18 protein-coding genes are annotated in these 17194 nt (G+C 62.7%); all 18 read right to left on the bottom strand.

The genetic code is table 11. The annotated features are described in order from the left end of the window. Window positions 1–67 precede the first annotated feature (67 nt). Window positions 68–1594, bottom strand: coding sequence for a DUF3794 and LysM peptidoglycan-binding domain-containing protein (locus B5G40_RS02540; RefSeq protein ID WP_087398649.1), 1527 nt, complete (start codon window positions 1592–1594; stop codon window positions 68–70). 74 nt (window positions 1595–1668) lie between these two features. Beyond that, complete coding sequence (spoVM, locus tag B5G40_RS16575) at window positions 1669–1770, bottom strand: stage V sporulation protein SpoVM (protein ID WP_140399822.1); 102 nt, start codon at window positions 1768–1770, stop codon at window positions 1669–1671. 3 nt (window positions 1771–1773) lie between these two features. Continuing rightward, window positions 1774–1938 carry a hypothetical protein gene (locus B5G40_RS16810; RefSeq protein WP_158098701.1) on the bottom strand — a complete coding sequence of 55 codons (165 nt, stop codon included), beginning with the start codon at window positions 1936–1938 and terminating at the stop codon, window positions 1774–1776. A gap of 129 nt (window positions 1939–2067) precedes the next feature. Then, window positions 2068–2718, bottom strand: coding sequence for a thiamine diphosphokinase (locus tag B5G40_RS02535; RefSeq protein ID WP_087398648.1), 651 nt, complete (start codon window positions 2716–2718; stop codon window positions 2068–2070). Next, window positions 2703–3584 (bottom strand): ribosome small subunit-dependent GTPase A, encoded by an 882-nt coding sequence (gene rsgA, locus B5G40_RS02530; protein ID WP_087398647.1) that lies wholly within the window; start codon window positions 3582–3584, stop codon window positions 2703–2705. Before rsgA ends, B5G40_RS02535 begins: the two co-directional genes overlap by 16 nt. A gap of 1 nt (window position 3585) precedes the next feature. Further along, window positions 3586–5709, bottom strand: a complete 2124-nt coding sequence (pknB, locus tag B5G40_RS02525; RefSeq protein WP_087398646.1) for a Stk1 family PASTA domain-containing Ser/Thr kinase — start codon at window positions 5707–5709, stop codon at window positions 3586–3588. A gap of 17 nt (window positions 5710–5726) precedes the next feature. Then, window positions 5727–6458, bottom strand: a complete 732-nt coding sequence (locus tag B5G40_RS02520) for a Stp1/IreP family PP2C-type Ser/Thr phosphatase (RefSeq protein ID WP_087398645.1) — start codon at window positions 6456–6458, stop codon at window positions 5727–5729. A gap of 85 nt (window positions 6459–6543) precedes the next feature. Then, entirely contained in the window at window positions 6544–7572 is a 1029-nt protein-coding gene (gene rlmN, locus B5G40_RS02515) for a 23S rRNA (adenine(2503)-C(2))-methyltransferase RlmN (RefSeq protein WP_087187935.1), read from the bottom strand. Further along, entirely contained in the window at window positions 7569–8879 is a 1311-nt protein-coding gene (gene rsmB / locus B5G40_RS02510) for a 16S rRNA (cytosine(967)-C(5))-methyltransferase RsmB (protein ID WP_087398644.1), read from the bottom strand. Before rsmB ends, rlmN begins: the two co-directional genes overlap by 4 nt. A 3-nt stretch (window positions 8880–8882) precedes the next feature. Further along, window positions 8883–9581, bottom strand: a complete 699-nt coding sequence (locus B5G40_RS02505; protein ID WP_087187933.1) for a zinc metallopeptidase — start codon at window positions 9579–9581, stop codon at window positions 8883–8885. Window positions 9582–9593: 12 nt separating this feature from the next. Continuing rightward, on the bottom strand, window positions 9594–10841 hold the full coding sequence (locus tag B5G40_RS02500) for a glycosyltransferase family 39 protein (RefSeq protein ID WP_087398643.1): 1248 nt from the start codon (window positions 10839–10841) through the stop codon (window positions 9594–9596). Next, a complete protein-coding gene (gene fmt / locus B5G40_RS02495; RefSeq protein ID WP_087398642.1) occupies window positions 10838–11788 on the bottom strand; it encodes a methionyl-tRNA formyltransferase in 951 nt (316 codons plus the stop codon). Before fmt ends, B5G40_RS02500 begins: the two co-directional genes overlap by 4 nt. Further along, the gene (gene def / locus B5G40_RS02490) at window positions 11785–12279 is read right to left on the bottom strand and encodes a peptide deformylase (RefSeq protein ID WP_087327086.1); all 495 of its coding nucleotides are present in this window, start codon (window positions 12277–12279) and stop codon (window positions 11785–11787) included. Before def ends, fmt begins: the two co-directional genes overlap by 4 nt. 13 nt (window positions 12280–12292) lie before the next feature. Then, complete coding sequence (gene priA, locus B5G40_RS02485; RefSeq protein ID WP_242959142.1) at window positions 12293–14758, bottom strand: replication restart helicase PriA; 2466 nt, start codon at window positions 14756–14758, stop codon at window positions 12293–12295. Between the two features lie 250 nt (window positions 14759–15008). Next, window positions 15009–15209, bottom strand: a complete 201-nt coding sequence (gene rpoZ / locus B5G40_RS02480) for a DNA-directed RNA polymerase subunit omega (RefSeq protein WP_087187928.1) — start codon at window positions 15207–15209, stop codon at window positions 15009–15011. 6 nt (window positions 15210–15215) lie between these two features. Further along, window positions 15216–15824, bottom strand: coding sequence for a guanylate kinase (gene gmk, locus B5G40_RS02475; RefSeq protein WP_164496874.1), 609 nt, complete (start codon window positions 15822–15824; stop codon window positions 15216–15218). Beyond that, entirely contained in the window at window positions 15824–16093 is a 270-nt protein-coding gene (locus tag B5G40_RS02470; protein ID WP_087187926.1) for an extracellular matrix/biofilm regulator RemA, read from the bottom strand. The genes gmk and B5G40_RS02470 overlap by 1 nt, the downstream gene beginning before the upstream one ends. An 11-nt stretch (window positions 16094–16104) precedes the next feature. Further along, window positions 16105–16971, bottom strand: coding sequence for a YicC/YloC family endoribonuclease (locus B5G40_RS02465; protein WP_206407203.1), 867 nt, complete (start codon window positions 16969–16971; stop codon window positions 16105–16107). Window positions 16972–17194 lie beyond the last annotated feature (223 nt).

Below are 17194 nucleotides of genomic sequence, written 5' to 3'. Positions count from 1 at the left end.
GCAAGAGGAAAACAATATCCTGCTCTCTCCATGAAAAATGGCCGCCAATGGCGGCCATTTTCTCAGCTTATCGTTTTCTTGGGATGAGCAGCAGCTGTCCATCGGGCAGCTCCTCCTCTTCCAGGGCATTGGCCTGCATCACGTCCCGGGCGGTGGTGCCGTAGGCCTTGGCGATGTCCCACAGCCGCTCTCCCCCGCTCACCATCCGCAGCACGATGGAGGGCTGACCGGCGTGGTCAATGGGGGCATTCTCATCGAAGGACACGGCACTGACGGCGGCAGCCTTGCTGCCTGTAAGGGCCAGCCAGGCAAAGCGTACCGGGAACCGGACCTCCGCGCCCCCGGAGGCGGGAGCCCCGTACACCGGGGCGGTGCAGGAACACCGGCAGGAGCACCGTGCGCCCTCCGGCAGGTCCACCGGGCAGGACACGGGTATGGTGCGGGTGACAGCCACCGTCTCCCCCGACTCGGTGCGGCAGAGCAGATGGACATTGGCCTGAACGGTGAGGGATACCCGCTCTCCCTCCCGATTCTGGGTCACGTCCCCCATGGTCACATAGGCGTCCAGCACATCCTGGGGGGCCACGCCGGTCTCCAGCAGCTCCCGGACGGCCACCTCCCGCTCTCCCCGGTCGGCCACCCGGCTCAGGTCCATGGTCCGGGTCTGGGCATCCAGCTGATAGAGGGTGGAGTACACGTCGGTGAGCAGGGTGAGGCTCCGCTCCTCCCGGATCACCGCCTGGGCCAGCAGGCCCATGGACACGCTGATGGTGCGGCCGTCCCCGTCGTCCAGCTCACAGCTCAGGTCGGTGAGGATCAGCCCCACCTGACACATGGCCTCCTCCCCGGCGCCGTTCACCTCCATCAGCTGGGAGATGGGCAGCTCGAACTCCCCGGTGCTCAGCCCGCCGTCGGCACAGCGGAAGAGCACCTGGAGCCGGGCGGAGCCTTTGAAGATCAGCTTGCTGCCGATGACCTTGGCCTCCCCGCACTCCAGGGATACCCGCCACTTCAGCAGTGCTTCCGCCTCGGGGCGGCTGCCCGCCAGGGTAAGCTCGTCGCTGAATGGGAAGGGTTTTTCCTGTACACACACTGTCACACAGGTGTCACAGCTCTGACTGAGCTGCTCCACCCCCGCCTGCTCCGGGTCCAGCACCGAGGCGGGGGCCCAGTCAGCCACCGGTGCAAACACCTGTACGTCCACCACCAGGTCGGCCCGCACCAGCACCTTCCGGGGGTTGACCAGCCGGGCGTCCGCCCCCCGCAGCCGGGGCTGGGCCACCACCTTGCAGCCGGGGGTGATGTCGGGGGAATCGGCGGTGCAGGTGAAAGGCAGATCCACCTCCAGCCGCCGCAGACCCACCTCCCCGTCGGGCTGGCAGAGCAGCAGGGCGTGGATGGTGCCGGACAGCTCCACCCGGCCCTCCATGGCCTCCTTCCTATGGAGGCACACCACACCTTCGGTATCGCAGACCTCCAGCAGGTCCGGGCAGGCGTCGGGCACGATGCTCTCTACCGTCTCCTCCTGTGCCACAGCGGCGTCCAGCACCGTTTGAAACCCGTCCAGCGCCGTCCGTTCCAGTTCCAGTTCCATAGCGTTCCACTCCTTGTACGGGCCATTGCCCAGACTGATTGCTGCTAGGGCAATATATGTACAAGGTGGTCCGGCTATGACCGGCTTTCCGGCGCCAGGTCGGATTTTTTGATGCCGAATACCAGCCTCAGCAGGCTGCTGAGGGCTTTGGGGGACTTCACTACCACGATCTTCATACCTTATGCCTCCCTGTCAAGCCAATATCGTTTGAGCCAGCCAAAGCCCCGGCGGCCCATCCAGGCCCCGGCCACAAAGACCGCCAGAGTGCCCGGACGAAACAGCAGCACCGCGCCCGCACCGCACAGCGCCGCCGCGGCAAGGGCCTTCTTGCCCTCCAACGTCAAAACAGCCGCCTCCCTTCACTGGTTCTGTCCCAGTATACGCGCAGGAAGGCGGTTGTGTTCATGCCTCAAAGGCGGACGATAAAACAGGGGGCGGCTTTTGCCGCCCCACATGAGGTATTCAGTATGCTTTTATGGTTCCCGCTGGCTGCGGATCACCAGCACTGCCCCCTCCTCCACAGAAATCTCCATCACCGGCGCGGCGGGTTCGTTGCTGACGGTCAAAGTGTCCCCCCGGGTGATGAGCGCACTCTCCAGGGGGTATTTTACCCCACGCAGGGTAACGCCCTTTACAATCTTGTCCAGGGGAATGATAGACAGATAGTGATAGTGGGGCGTATCTTCCAGCGTAAGGCTGCCGTTTTCCAGAAAACGCACCTCGTTGTCCCCGTCGGCCATGACGGCTTTGCCGCCCCGGCGGGCGATCCACTCCAGCAGCACCAGATTGGAGGCGGTGTGGTCCAGCCGCCCGCCGGTGCAGCCACACAGCAGCAGCTCTTTGCATCCCTGTTCCAGGGCCCAGTGAGCCGCCGCCTGGAGGTCGGTAAAGTCCTTCTCCACCGGCAGGGTGGCATAAGGCACGTCCCCGGCGGGGCCGCCGCCGGAGTCCCAGTCCCCGATGAGGTAGTCCGGTTTCAGCCCGGCGGCCAGAGCGGTTTGCAGCCCGCCGTCGGCGCAGATCACCGTCCAGTCCTTTCCCTCCAGATACGCCCCCAGAAAAGCCAGGTCGGCGCAGGGGGCTGCGCCGACGATGAGGGCCTGTTTGGTTATTTTCTCTGCCATTCCGGCACTTCCTTTGCCTGCTGGTACAGCCGCACATAGCTCTGGTGACGGCTGGCCGGGATCTCCCCCGCTTTTACCGCCGCAAGGACTGCACAGCCTTTTTCCTTTACATGGGCGCAGCCGGTAAACCGGCACTGGTCCAGATAGGGAGCGAACTCCCGGAAGGTGTATTGCAGCTCCTCCGGCCGCCGCAGCTCCATCTCCTCGGTATCAAAGGAGGAGAAGCCGGGGGTGTCGGCCACGATGGCCCCGCTGTCCAGCCGGAACAACTCCACATGGCGGGTGGTGTGGCGGCCACGGCCCAGCTTGTCGGACACCTCGCCCACCCGAATATGGAAGTCGGGCTGGAGGGCGTTGAGAATGGAGGACTTGCCCACGCCGGAGTTTCCTGTAAAGGCAGAAACCTTTCCTGCGATTGCGGCAGAAAGGGCGTCGATGCCCTCCCCTGTCTCGGCACTCACCCGCAGGGTAGTGAAGCCCGCCCTGGTATAGGTGTCGTACAGGCTGTCCGCCCCGTCCAGGTCGCACTTGTTGAGGACGATGATGCTCTCGCAGTCCCGCCCCTCGGCGATGGACACCACCCGGTCGATGAGGAAGGGGTCGGTGACCGGAATGGCCCCGGAGGCCACCACCACCAGCTGGTCGATGTTGGCCACCGCCGGGCGCTGGAACTCATTTTTCCGGGGCAGAATGGCGTCCAGGATACCGCTCTCCCCTTCCAGGGGGGTGAACTCCACCCGGTCCCCCACCAGGGGGCTCACCTTCTGGTGGCGGAATTTGCCGCGACCCCGGCAGGCGGTGAGCCTGCCGGAGCCGTCGTCCACATAGTAGAAGCCGCTGAGGGCTTTTAAAATGATCCCTTCCATATCAGCCGAAGTCTTTGGGCTCGCTCAGGCTGAGCTGGCCGTCGAAGTAGACGCCGACGGTCTGGGTGCCGCTGCCCTTCAGGGGCACCGTCACCAGCTGCTGAACCGTATCCAGGGTCTTGCGGTACTGCTCCTGTCCGTCCACCGTGATCACCACCTCCACGCTGTCCCGATCCCGGGGCAGATTGACGGTGTAGGAGATGGTTTTCAGCTGGCTGCTGGGGGACTCGGTGGGCTGGTCGGTGGGCGGAGTGGACTCATTGGGATCGGTGCTGGGCTGGGTGGTGGGTTCGCCGACGGAGGGGTCGGAACCCTTGCTCACCCGCAGGCGGATGGTCTGGCCCTTCTCCACCTGGGTATTAGGATCGATGCTCTGCCAGCATACCCGGCCTGCCTCCACAGAGTCGTCATATACCTCCTCCACGGAGACCATCAGCCCCAGCTTGTCGGCGGCATCCCGGGCTTCCTGCTCCGTCATGGTCACAAAGTTGATGACGGTGGCCGTTTCCTCGTCCGGGCCGGTGCTCACTACCAGGGTCACCTTGTCCACGCCCTCCAGGCTGGCGTCGGCCTTGGGATCGGTGGAGATGACGTAATCCTTGGTCACGTCCTCGCTGGCCTCCTCCTGGATCACCAGGTTGCCCTTCTCCTCGCTGTAGCCCAGGGCGTTAAGCTCGCTGATGGCGATCCGCTTGTCGCGGTCCACCAGGTTGGGCATGACGCCCTCCTCCAGCTCGTCGGAGTCGCTGCCGTTACTCAGATCCACGGTAATGGTAGCGCCCGCCTGGGCGTTACGGCCGCTCTCCGGGTCCTGAGATACGATTTGACCGGCAGGCAGACTGCTGTCCACCGTATTGCCGACCACGATATGGAAGCCAGCCTCCACCACGTCGGAGTGCTGCTCGGCCTCCTCCACGGTCATGCCAATGAGCTTGGGCACATTATACTGGGTGGAACTGCCGCCGCCCAGGCCATTGAAGAAGGAGAACCACAGGAACACACCCATGCCCACCAGGAACAGAGCCACCGCACCGATGGCCAGGAAGATGGGCAGACGGCTGTTGGCACCCCGGACCTCCTCATAGTCATCCTCGTACCGCTTATTTTTGGTACGGCTGCGGGGGTCCTCCTCCCGCCGGGGACCTCTGGACCGGGTCCAGGTATCCTCCTCATAGCGGTCGGCGTGGGCGGGCTGGGTCCGCACATTGCTGGGGGTATTGGCCCCCAGCACCTGGGTAGGCTCATCCCCTTCGGTGACCAGCAGATCCGCCGGGGTATAGTCAAAGTTGATGGAGGGATTCTTGCGGAACTCCTCCAGGTCGGCCAGCATGGCGTCGGCGGAGATATACCGCTGGTTCACGTCGGAGGCCATGGCCTTCATGGTGATGGCTTCCAGAGCCTCGGGGATCTCCGGATCGATCTCTCTGGGAGACAGGGGGATGGAATTGATGTGCTGAATGGCCACTGCCACAGGGGAATCTCCCTCATAGGGCAGGCGGCCGGTGATCATCTCATAGAGCACCACACCGGCGGAGTAGATGTCGCTGCGGGCATCGATGTGGCTGCCCCGGGCCTGCTCGGGGGAGATATAGTGGACCGAGCCCAGGGCCTCCTGGGTCAGGGTAGCCTGTGCCGAGGAGGTGAGCCGGGCGATGCCGAAGTCGGCCACCTTCAGGGATCCGTCCCGCAGCACCATCACATTGTGGGGCTTGATGTCCCGGTGGATAATGCCCCGGCTGTGGGCGTGGGACAGGGCCTTCATGATCTGGGTGATGAAGTGAAGGGCCTCCCGCCAGGCCAGCTTGCCGCCCTTCTTCTGCATATACTGCTTGAGGGTGATGCCGTCCAGCAGTTCCATGACGATATAGTCCAGCTCGGGCGTGTGGGACACGTCGTACACCGCCATGATATTGGGATGGGACAGCATGGCAACGGCCTGAGACTCATCGTGGAAGCGGCGGCGGAACTCGGCGTCGGAGGCCAGCTCCTCCTTCAGGATCTTGATGGCCACCAGCCGGTTGAGCCGGTGATCCCGGCCCTTGTACACCACGGCCATGCCGCCGATGCCGATGCGCTCCAGAATTTCATATCGGTTGTCGAGTAATTTCCCTATGTACTGATCCATAGTTCATTACCCCCTTTTCAAAGGATCTGGAAGAGGACCGCCGTCACGTTGTCCGGCGCACCTCTTGAGATGGTGATGTCCAGCAGCCGCTGACAGCAGTCAGCCGGATCTCCCCCGTGGATGACCTCGTAGAGCAGCTCCTGGTCGGAGAGAATGTTGCTCAGCCCGTCGGAGCACAGCAGCAGGTAGTCTCCGCTGACCAGCTCCCGCTCATACAGGTCGGCCCGGATGCGCTCCTCCGCGCCCAGCGCCCGGGTGATCAGGTTCTTTCGGGGATGAGTGCGGGCCTGTTCCGGGGTGATATCTCCCCGGGCCACCATGTCCTCCACCACCGAGTGGTCCCGGGTGAGCCGGGTGATCCCCTCTTCGTTGATGTGGTAGGCCCGGCTGTCTCCGATGTTCAGCAGGTAGGCGGTGTTCTCCACCACCATCACCGCCACCATGGTGGTGCCCATACCGAAGCAGTCGGGATCGGAACTGGCCCGGCGGTATACCGCGCCGTTGGCCTCCTCCGCCGCACGGGCCAGCACCGCCGGCGGCGGGGTATCCGGCTCGCCCTGGGCGTGCTGGAGGGTATCCACGAAGGTCTCCACGGCAATGAGGCTGGCGATGTTGCCCGCCTTGGCGCCGCCCATACCGTCGCACACCACGCCCACAGCCAGGTGTTCCGACGGCACATCTAAGTAATACCCGTCCTGATTCTGGGTACGCACCACGCCTTTATCGGTGATGCCCCACGCTTTGATCATAGTGAATCAGCCTCTTTTCCAGCCGGTCGGCCCTGCTGCCCGGGCCTGCGGCAAAACAATGGAACTGGCGTTTAGCCAGTGCAGCTTAATCATCGGTATGCAGCATGGCCTTCCTGCGGAGCTGACCGCAGGAGGCGTCGATGTCCCCGCCCAGCTTGCGCCGCACCGTAGCAGTAATGCCGTGGGACTCCAGGCGCTTCTGGAACTGGGCCACCCGGCGGCTGGGCTTGAGAGGGCTCTCCGCCACATGGTTCAGGGGGATCAGGTTCACATGGCCCGGGGTGCCCTTCAGGTGACTGGCCAGCAGGTCAGCCTGCCAGTCGGAATCGTTCACCCCGTCCACCATGGCGTACTCATAGGAGATCCGCCGCCCGGTCTTTTCAAAATACCGGCGGCAGGTGTCAAAGAGCTTCTCCACGCCTACGCTTCTGTTCACCGGCATGAGCTTGCTGCGGGTCTCGTCGTCGGGGGCATGGAGGGATACCGATAGGGTTAATTGTAACTGATGTTCGGCCAGTTTGTCAATTTTTTCGACCAGACCGCAGGTGGACAGAGAGATGTGGCGCATCCCAATGTTGAGCCCGTCGGGGCTGTTGACCAGGGAGAGGAACCGCAGCACCGTATCGAAGTTGTCCAGGGGTTCACCGATGCCCATGAGCACAATATTGCTGATGGTGTGGCCGGAATCGATCTGCGTAAAGAGCACCTGGTCCAGCATCTCAGCAGGTGTCAAGTCTCTTACCTTGCCACCAAGAGTGGAGGCACAGAAGGCGCACCCCATGCGGCAGCCCACCTGAGAGGAGATACACACAGTATTCCCATGATGGTAGCGCATCAAAACGGTTTCAATGCAGTTTCCGTCGGATAAGCGCCATAAATATTTGATGGTGCCATCCAGAGCGGACACCTGCTTGCGCTCCACCTCCGGCGGACACAGGAGGCAGTCGGCCTTCAGCTTCTCCCGCAGGGCCTTGGACAGGTTGGTCATCTCATCGAAGGAGCGCACCCCCCGGTGGAGCCACTGAAAGACCTGTTTGGCCCGAAAGGCGGGCTCCCCCAACTCCTTCAAATAGGCGGTCATCTCCGCCAGATCCATAGATTTGATGTCAGTCATGCCTTCCTCCTCAGCTTGGCGAAGAAAAAGCCGTCGGTGCCGTGGCGGTGGGGCCAGCAGGTCACCATGCCCTCCCTGGCGCCTTCAAAGTCGCCGGGCACCTGAAAACGCTCTAATGTAAAGTCTTTATGCTTGTCTAAAAATGCCCGCACTACGTCCTCATTCTCCCGCTCCAGCAGGGTGCAGGTGGCATAGAGCAGCACACCGCCTGGACGGACGTAGCGGCACACATTGTCCAGAATGGCCTTCTGGACCCGGGGCAGCCCCTCCAGGGGCTTGGGGTCCTTATAGCGGATGTCCGGCTTCTTGCGGATGATACCCAGGCCGGAGCAGGGCACGTCGGCCAATACCAGGTCAAATCCGTCAAGGAATTCTTCTTTACACTCCCTGCCGTCCAGCACTTCCGCTGTAATACAGTCCAGGCCTAACCGCTTGGCTCCCGCCTGAATCAGGTCCATCTTATGTGGGTGGATGTCGCAGGAGACCACCTTTCCCTCGCCCCACATGGCAATGGCGGCGGCAAAGGACTTGCCGCCGGGGGCGGCGCAGGCGTCCAGCACGTCCATGCCTTCTCTGGGGTCGGCGGCCAGCACCGCCAGCTTGGCGGCGGCGTCCTGAATGTAAAAGAGGCCATCCCGGAAGGCGGTCAGCTCCTCCAGGCTGCCGGTGTGGGACAGCAGCAGGCAGTTTGGCAGCCAGGGGTGAGGCTGGACCTCCACTCCCTCCGTCCGGAGGGAATCGGTCACTTCTTCCACCGTGGCCCTGGTGGTGTTCACCTGGGCGCAGGTGGGCGGCTCCCCGTTGTTGGCCGCCATAAGGGCGGCGGCCTCCTCCCTGCCCAGCCGGCGGGTAAAGAGGTCGGCCAGCCACTGGGGATGGCTATACCGCACCGCCGGGTCCTCCGGCGGCTCCAGGCTGTCCTTCTGCCGCACCAGGGACCGAAGCACACCGTTCACCAGACCGGCGGACCGGGGATTCTTGGAGCCCTTCCGTGCCAGATCCACCGCCTCGCTGACGGCGGCGTGGTCGGGCACTCTGTCAAGGAATAACACTTGATAGGCCCCCAGCCGCAAGCTGTTGCGGACAGCGGGCTCCATCTTTTCCAGCTTCACCGTGGACAGCTTGCCCAGGTAGTAGTCCAGCAGCAGCCTGTTCTGGAGCACACCAAAGCACAGCCGGGTGGTCAGGGCTGCGTCCCGGCTGTCCAGTCCGGCGGTACGCAGGATCTTCTTCAAAAAGCCGTCCGACCAGGCGCCCTGCTGTTCGCAGGCCACCAGGGCCCGGAGGGCCGCTTCTCTGGCAGTCATATGTCAATCCCTCCGGCGGCTGTTAAAAGCCAGGATATAGCGCAGCAGCTGGGCAATGGACACCAGCAGAGCGGCCACATAGGTCATGGCGGCAGCCCCAAGCACCTTCTTGGCCCCACGCAGCTCCTGGTCGTCCAGCATATGGGTATCCTGCAAAGATTGGATGGCTCTGCGGGAGGCGTTGAACTCCACAGGCAGGGTGACCACCTGGAAGAAGGCGGCCACGGCAAAGAGCACCACACCCACGGCAAACAGGGGCCTGGAATACAGGACAAAGCCCAGGATAATGAGCAGGATGGAGATCTGGGAGCTGAAGTTACATACCGGGATGATGGCCCCTCTCAGTTTGATAGGACCGTACTCCTGGGCGTACTGGACGGCGTGGCCCGCCTCATGGGCGGCCACTCCCACCGAGGCGATGCTGGTGGAGCCGTACACCGCGTCGGACAGGCGGATGGTATTGGTCCGGGGATCATAGTGGTCGGTAAGCTTACCGGACACCCGGGTGATGCGCACGCCGTACACCCCGTGGGCCTTCAGTACCTCCTCCGCAGCCTGTGCGCCGGTAAGGCCCCGGCGGCTGGCAATGCGGGAATAGCGGTTGAAGGTGGACGACACGTTGATCTGGGCCAGCAGGGCGATGAGCATAGCTGGCACCAGAATGATCCAGTAATAGGTGTCAAAATAGTAGAAAAAGGGCATAATGACCTCCAGTCACATGACCTGGCCCCCGGTGAGGAACCAGAACAGATTGAGCAGGAATCCCGCCCCCATGGCGGTGGTGATCGCCGCTGTCAGCTTGGGTCTCCCCTCGGTGAGGGCGGCGGCGAACAGGAAGAACGGCAGGGCGCAGGACAGATAGCGTCCGGCGCTGAGCAGCCAGGACAGAGAGTAGTTGAGCACCAGGTAGACAAAGCCGTACAGGGTGTACATACCCCGGAACTTGTTCCGTGCCCATACCAGCAGGGCAAAAAATACCGGGAAGAGCACAATGGTGGGGATCCAAATCTGGTACCGCACCAGCTCCGTAGGGTAGCTCAGGGCGTTTTGCAGCACATACCACATGGTATCGGCAATGGGACAAAAACCCTGACTCCAGTGCTGCTGCATAACTGTAAAGGCAAATGGGTTGCCAGTTACAGACCAGTTGAGGGTCAAATAGATCAGGGTGCCCACAGCCGGCAGCAGTAGGGCGGGCAGTCTGCGGGCAATGGTTTTCCAATCAAAACGGCCCATATGCTCCACCAGCTCGGCCGCTGCCGCCCCAATGAGCAGGACGCCGTGCATCCTGGTCATGGCGGCCAACAGCCCCCATATCCCCGCCAGCCACCAGCGGTGGCGGCGGATGTACCACAGCCCTGCGGCGGTGGTAAGCAGGAACAAGCTCTCCGTCATAATGCCGCCGAAGAAGAAGGCGTAGGGATACACCGACAGAAAGAGCACCGTCCGCCGGGCGCCTTCCCTGCCCAGCTCAAAGGCGGCCAGTTTGTAGAGAAAGACGCAGCCCGCCCCGTAACAGACAAAGGAAATCAGCAGCCCCGCCGCCATAGTATTGCCCGTGATAAGGGAAATCACCCGCATCAGCCAGGGATACAAGGGGAAAAACACCAGAAACAGATTTTTCCCGTCCTCCACATAGCCGGAATAGCCCAGCTCCGCCAGATTGACGTAGTGCAGGCCGTCCCATTTCTTCCAGATCCACAGGAAGGCGTCGGGACCGGAGCCGGGATAAAGCACGAAACAGGCCACCAACCCCACCAGCAGGAAGATCAAAATACGGAATCCAAATGTAACGGCAAATGCCTTTACACATTCTCTGCTGTCAGGCATATAGCCCTTGGCTGCAAGTCCTTTGGCGGCCAGGGGCACCGGCACACCGGCCCGGCCCAGCCACCGCAGCACCAGGTACAAACCCAGGGCGGCCACCACGCCGGTGACCGCCAGGGTCCAGATCAGGTTCATTTCCCCTGCTCCGGCAGGGACAGCACGGTCCCCACCTCAATGGGATGGCCCCGCAGGTAGTCGGCGGCCTTCATGCGCTTGCCGCCGTCAGGCTGGATCTCCTCCAGCCGCAGCACGGTGCCCTCCCCGCAGGCCACCGCCAGGCCATCCTTCCCGGCGGCCAGAACAGTGCCCGGAGCAGTGTTGGTGCGCTCCTCAGAAACGACAGTTTTAAATACTTTACACCGCTTGTCTCCCAAGGTAGCCACGGCGGCGGGCCAGGGAATCAGGCCCCGGACCTGGTCGTGGAGCTGACGGGCGGTGCGGGTGAAGTCCATGGGGGACAGTTCCCGGCTCAGCATGGGGGCCAGGGTGGCCTTGTCATGGTCCTGAGGGGTGCGGGTAGCAGTACCAGCGTCAATCTGAGCCACCGTCTCCACCAGCAGCTGGGCCCCCAGCACAGCCAGCCGGTCGTGGAGGGTCACCACCGTCTCATCGGGATCAATGGGAGTGGCAGCCTGGGAGATGATGTCTCCGGCGTCCAGGTCGTGGGCCATGTGCATGATGGTCACGCCGGTCTCCTTATCCCCATTGAGCACCGCCCAGTTGATGGGAGCGGCGCCCCGGTAGTTGGGCAGCAGGGACGAATGGACGTTGATGCAGCCCTTGGGAGGCGCGGCCAGAATGTCGTCGGGCAGGATGCGGCCGTAGGCGGCCACCACAATGAGCTCGGGAGCCAGCTCCTGGATGAGAGCCAGGGCGGTACCATCCCGCAGCTTGGTGGGCTGATGCACCGGGATATCGTGGGCCAGAGCGCACTCCTTCACCGGCGGAGCCTGAAGCTTCATGCCCCGGTTCTTGGGCTTGTCGGGTTGGGTAAACACCCCGCAGATCTGGTGACCCGCCTGGATCAGGGCCTCCAGAGAGGGCACCGCGAAATCGGGCGTACCCATAAAGAGGATTCTCATGCGTCGTCCTCCTCCGCCATCAGCTCTTCCAGCTCCTCGCTGGTGTACAGGCGGCCTGCCAGCTCGGTAAACAGGTGGCCGTCCAGGTGATCCAGCTCGTGGCAGAAGCAGCGGGCCACGATCTCCTCGCCCTCCACCTCAAAGAAGTTGCCGTTGCGGTCCTGAGCCCGCACCTTGGCCTTCATGGGGCGCTTGACCACGCCCCAGCGGCCGGGGACGGACAGGCAGCCCTCAAAGCCCTCCTGCTCCCCTTCCCGGGCAATGATCTCCGGATTGACCAGCTCCAGCATCTCATCGTTGGCATCCACCACGATGACCGCCCGGCGGAGGATGCCCACCTGGGGAGCAGCCAGTCCGGCGCCGTTGGCCTTGGCCAGCGTCTCCTTCATGTCGTCCAACAGGTCGTGGAGTTTTTCATCAAACTGGGTCACAGGACGGCAAACCTTGTGCAGGGCGGGATCGCCGTCGGTGAGAATGGTACGCAGTGCCATAATGTTCTTCCTCCTAATCCAGTGGGTTCACGTCGGCAGTCACCGACACCCCTTTGTTTTCTTTATCGGTCTGGGCCGCCCGCAGCAGGGCGGCGATCATATCACGCACCGGCTTGGTGTTGGCGCAGGCCATGGTGAGCCGGTAGCGGTAGCGCTCGTTGATTTTGGCGATGGAAGCCGGGGCGGGACCCAGCAGCTGGACCTCCAATCCCTCATAGGCGGGCAGCCTCAGCCAGCCCTCCAAAGTACGCCGCAGCCGCATACAGGTCCGCAGCACCGCCGCCTCCAGCTTGCCTGAGGCGGTGAGCACGAAGAGATCCCGGAAGGGCGGGCAGCCCCGCAGACGCCGCAGGGCGATCTCCTGCTGATAGAAGCCGTCGTAGTCCTGGCGGGCGGCGCAGCGGATCACGTCGTTGTCGGGGGTATAGGTCTGAATGATGGCCCGTCCCCCCCGGGCTCCGCGGCCCGCTCTTCCCACCACCTGGGTGAGCAGAGAGAAGGTGCGCTCACCCGCCCGGTAGTCGTCTACATACAGGGACTGGTCGGCGTTGATGACACCCACCAGAGTTACGTTGGGAAAGTCCAGACCCTTGGCCACCATCTGGGTGCCCAACAGCACCGGGATGTTCTCCCCTTCAAACCGTGCGAACAGCTTCTCGTGGCTGTGGGTGGCCGAAATGGAGTCGGCGTCCATCCGCAGCACCTCCCGACCGGGCAAAGCCTCGGTCAGCTCCTCCTCTACCTTCTGAGTACCCGCCCCGATGAAGTTCAGGGTACCGCCGCAGGACGGACAGGCAGGGGGTAAAGGCTGGGAGTGACCGCAGTAGTGGCACATGAGCCGCCCGTTGGCCGAGTGGTAAGTGAGGTGGACGGAGCACCGGGGGCAGGTGGGTACCTCGCCGCACTCCCCGCAGCTCACCATCCGACTGGCACCCCGGCGGTTGAGCAGTAAAATGGCCTGCTCCCCCCGCTCAGCAGTATCTGCCAGGGCCCGGGTAAGCACGCCGCTCAGGTCAGTACCGTTGCCGGAGCGCAGCTCCCCCTTCATATCCACGATCTCTACCGGGGGCAGAGGCCGCTGATTGTACCGCTGTTTCAGGGTAAACAGCTGGTAGGCGCCCTGCCGGGCCTGGTACATGGTCTCAATGGACGGGGTGGCCGAGGCCAGCAGCAGCAGAGCCTTGTGCTGGACACAGCGGAACTTGGCCACGTCCCGGGCGTGGTACTTGGGCACGTTTTCCGACTGATAGGTCCCCTCCTGCTCCTCATCCAACACAATGAGGCCCAGGCCCTTCAGGGGGGCAAAGACAGCGGAGCGGGTACCGATGACCACCCGGGCCTCCCCCGCCTTGATGCGCTTCCACTCGTCGTACCGCTCCCCCGCTCTCAGGGAGGAGTGGAGCACGGCGATTTGCTCCCCGAAGTGGGAAGAGAACAGCCGCATCAGCTGAGGGGTCAGGGAGATCTCGGGCACCAGCACCAGAGCGGTTCTCCCCCGCCGCAGGGTTTCATAGATCAATTTCAGGTATACTTGGGTCTTGCCGCTGCCGGTGACGCCGTAGAGCAGCGCGGCGGCGGCCTTATTTCCGGCAGCCAAAGCGTTAAGGCCGTCAAAGGCGGCCTGTTGTTCGCCGTTGAGTACCGGCTCGGCCAGCTGCTCCACGCCCTCCACCTGTACCCGACGGTAGACCTCCCGCTTTTCCAGGGTGATCACCCCGCTTTTGGCCAGGGCGCGGAGGGTGGACGAACTGGCCCCGGTAAAGTAGCACAGCTCCTTGGTGGAAGCTTCACCGATGGCACACAGCAGCTCCACCACCGCATATTGCAGCGGGGCGGTTCGCCGCCGTGCGGCAGCCTGATCCAGGGCCTCCTGGGCGGGCATGGCCAGGGTGGCCACCTGTTCGGTCTTGTCCCCCACGCCCCGGGCGGCGCTGGTCTCCAGGGTGATGATCCCCTTGTCCCGCAGCAGCTTAAGGGCGGGATTGGGGTCTTTGGTGCCGAAGGCCTCCCGAATGGCGGTCACATCGGCGCAGCCGCCGTTTGCAAAGAGCAGCTCCACCACCTGCCGGGCGTGGTCCGACTTGCCGGCGGCCTCAAAGGCCGACTCCCGGTCCACCCCCTCGGCCACCTTCCACTGGTCCTGGAGTGCATAGTACAGCCCTGCCGGCAGCATGGCCCGGGCGGCGTCGTACACGGTGCAGAACCACCGTTCTCGCATCCACAGGGCCAGCTTGATGGCCTCACCGTCCAGCACCGGGCTGTCGTCCAGCACGGTGAGCACCGGCTTTAAGGACACGCCTGCCGGGCCCTGGGCCTCCAGGGCCAGTACAATGCCCTCAGTGCGGCGGTTGCCCGCGCCGAAGGGCACAATGACCCGCATCCCAGGCCGCAGAGTAACAGTTAGCTCGGCAGGCACGGCGTAGTCGTAGGGCTTGTCGATGGCGTAGGTGGCAGCCTTGAGGGCGATTTTCGCTACCATGTCCATCTCCTTCCCATTTCCCCTAGGCTTTGTTTGAATATTGGCGATATGCCCAGCGACGAGGAATTTTGGCCGCTGGCAAGCAATTTTTTTGCAGGAATCCTGACGGATTTCAAGGAAAAATAGTGCCGTCCAGGGGGCAAAAGGCCCGCCGATTGGGCTTGTTGACAATCTTCAAACAAGGCCTAAGGACAGCCCGAGGCAAGCGACAGGCCGGAAAGTCTGTCGCTTGCCTCTCATTCCTCTCATATCAGGCCTCTTCCTGGTTCAGCTCCACCTTACCCTCGGCCACCTCACGGATGGCGATGGTGACAGGCTTATCGTCCAGAGAGATGCCGGCGTCCTCCGCCTCGGTGGCCACCTGACGGGCCCGCTGGGCCACCACGTTCACCAGCATATAGCGGCTGGGCACCTGCTCCAGCAGTTTGTTCATAGGGGGTTCGAGCATCATATTCGATCAGACTCCTTCTACCAGATTCATGCGGTTTTTGGTGCGGCATCCCTCGGCGGTGAGGATGGAGATGATCTCCTCCGCCGCGTCGGACACCTTGTCGTTGACCACCAGATAGTCGTAATTGGGGATCTCCCGGTATTCCTCCCGGGCCTTCTGGAGCCGGCCCTGGATGACCTCCTCGCTGTCGGTGGCCCGGCGGTGCAGCCGGCGGGACAACTCCTCAAAGGAGGGGGGTACGATGAAGATACACACCGCGTCGGGGCACTTGGCACGCACCTTGGCGGCGCCCTGGACCTCGATGTCCAGCAGCACGTCGATACCGGCATCCAGCTTCTCCCGGATCACCCGCAGAGAAGTGCCGTAGTAATTATGGACATATTCGGCGTATTCCAACAGCTCGTCGTTGGCGATCATCCGCTCAAATTCCTCGCGGGCGACGAAGTTGTAGTTCACTCCGTTCTCCTCGCCCACCCGGGGCTGCCGGGTGGTGAAGGACACGGAAAAATGGATGTCCTTGCGTTCGCTGAGCAGCTCGGCGATCACGGTGCTCTTTCCGACTCCCGAGGGGCCGGACAGCACGATGAGCGTGCCCCGTTCCTTTTTCTTTCCCATCAAGGCGCTTCTTCCTCCTCTGCGGCTTCTGTCTCTTTTCCGCCCAGTCGGCCTGCCACCGTCTCCGGCTGGAGGGCCGAGAGCACGATGTGGTCGCTGTCCATGATGAGCACCGCCCGGGTACGCCGTCCATAAGTGGCGTCGATCAGGTTGCCCTTATCCCGGGCCTCCTGCACCATACGCTTGATGGGGGCGGATTCCGGACTGACGATGGCGATAAGCCGCCCCGCCGATACCATGTTGCCAAAGCCGATGTTGATCAGTTTCATGGGGCCGCTCCTTACTCGATGTTCTGGATCTGTTCCCGGATCTTCTCGATCTCGGCCTTGATATCCACCACATAGCCGGCGGTCTCAATATCACTGCACTTGGAGCCAATAGTGTTGGCCTCCCGGTTGAACTCCTGAATCAAAAAGTCCAGCTTGCGGCCGATGGCGCCGCCCTGGCTCAGCATATGGTCCAGCTGGGACAGATGGCTGCGCAGGCGGACAGTCTCCTCGTCCACCGCCACCTTGTCGGCATAGATGGCCGCCTCGGTGAGAATGCGGCTCTCGTCGATCTGAGTGTTCTGGAGCACCTCGTTCATCCGGGCCACCAGCTTGGCCCGGTAGTCGGCCACGATGCCGGGAGAGCGCTTCTCCACCTTGGACACCAGGCCCTCGATGGTGGCCGCCCGGGACCGGACGTCCTGGCACAGCTTCTCCCCTTCCCGAGTCCGCATGGCGTCAAAGTCATCCAGCGCCAGATCCAGCACCGTACAGATATCGGCAGACAGGGCCTCCAGGTCCTCCTGGGTCTTTTCCACCAGGAACACGTCCTGGAACCGTGAGAGCAGGGATACAGAGATGTCGTCCCGCAGGCCATAGGTATCCCGCAGGTCCTTGAGGGCGGCATAATAGCCGTCGGCCACAGGCTTGTTCACCGAAATGGCCACGTCGCCATTGGCGGAGGGGCCGATGGTGATATACACGTCCACCTTACCCCGGGAAATCCGGCTCTGCACCCGGCTCTTCACCGCGTCCTCGGCAAACACATAGATGCGGGGCAGCTTGACGGTGCAGTCCAGATAGCGGTTGTTCACCGAGCGCAGCTCCACCGTGATGGGACGGCCGTTCAGGTTGGCCTCTCCCCGGCCGTAGCCGGTCATACTCTTGACCAAATGGGGTTCCCCCTGTTCGTATGAAAGTATTTAATCCTATTTATTATAATGTCTGCTGAATAAACCGAAAATCGGTTTATTCCCGCGGCAGTAGCCGCACAATTCCATAAAAACGGCTCAAGGGAGCCGCTTTTATGGAATTCAGCCATTGTTATAATGCGTATTTTCACTGGTGCGTCTCAACGCACCAGTGGAAGGCGCAAGGTTTTTG

It is taken from the genome of Flavonifractor sp. An9, assembly GCF_002161245.1.
In the GTDB taxonomy this organism is placed as follows: Bacteria; Bacillota; Clostridia; order Oscillospirales; family Oscillospiraceae; genus Flavonifractor; species Flavonifractor avicola.
This window is presented reverse-complemented; position numbering and strand designations above follow the sequence as displayed.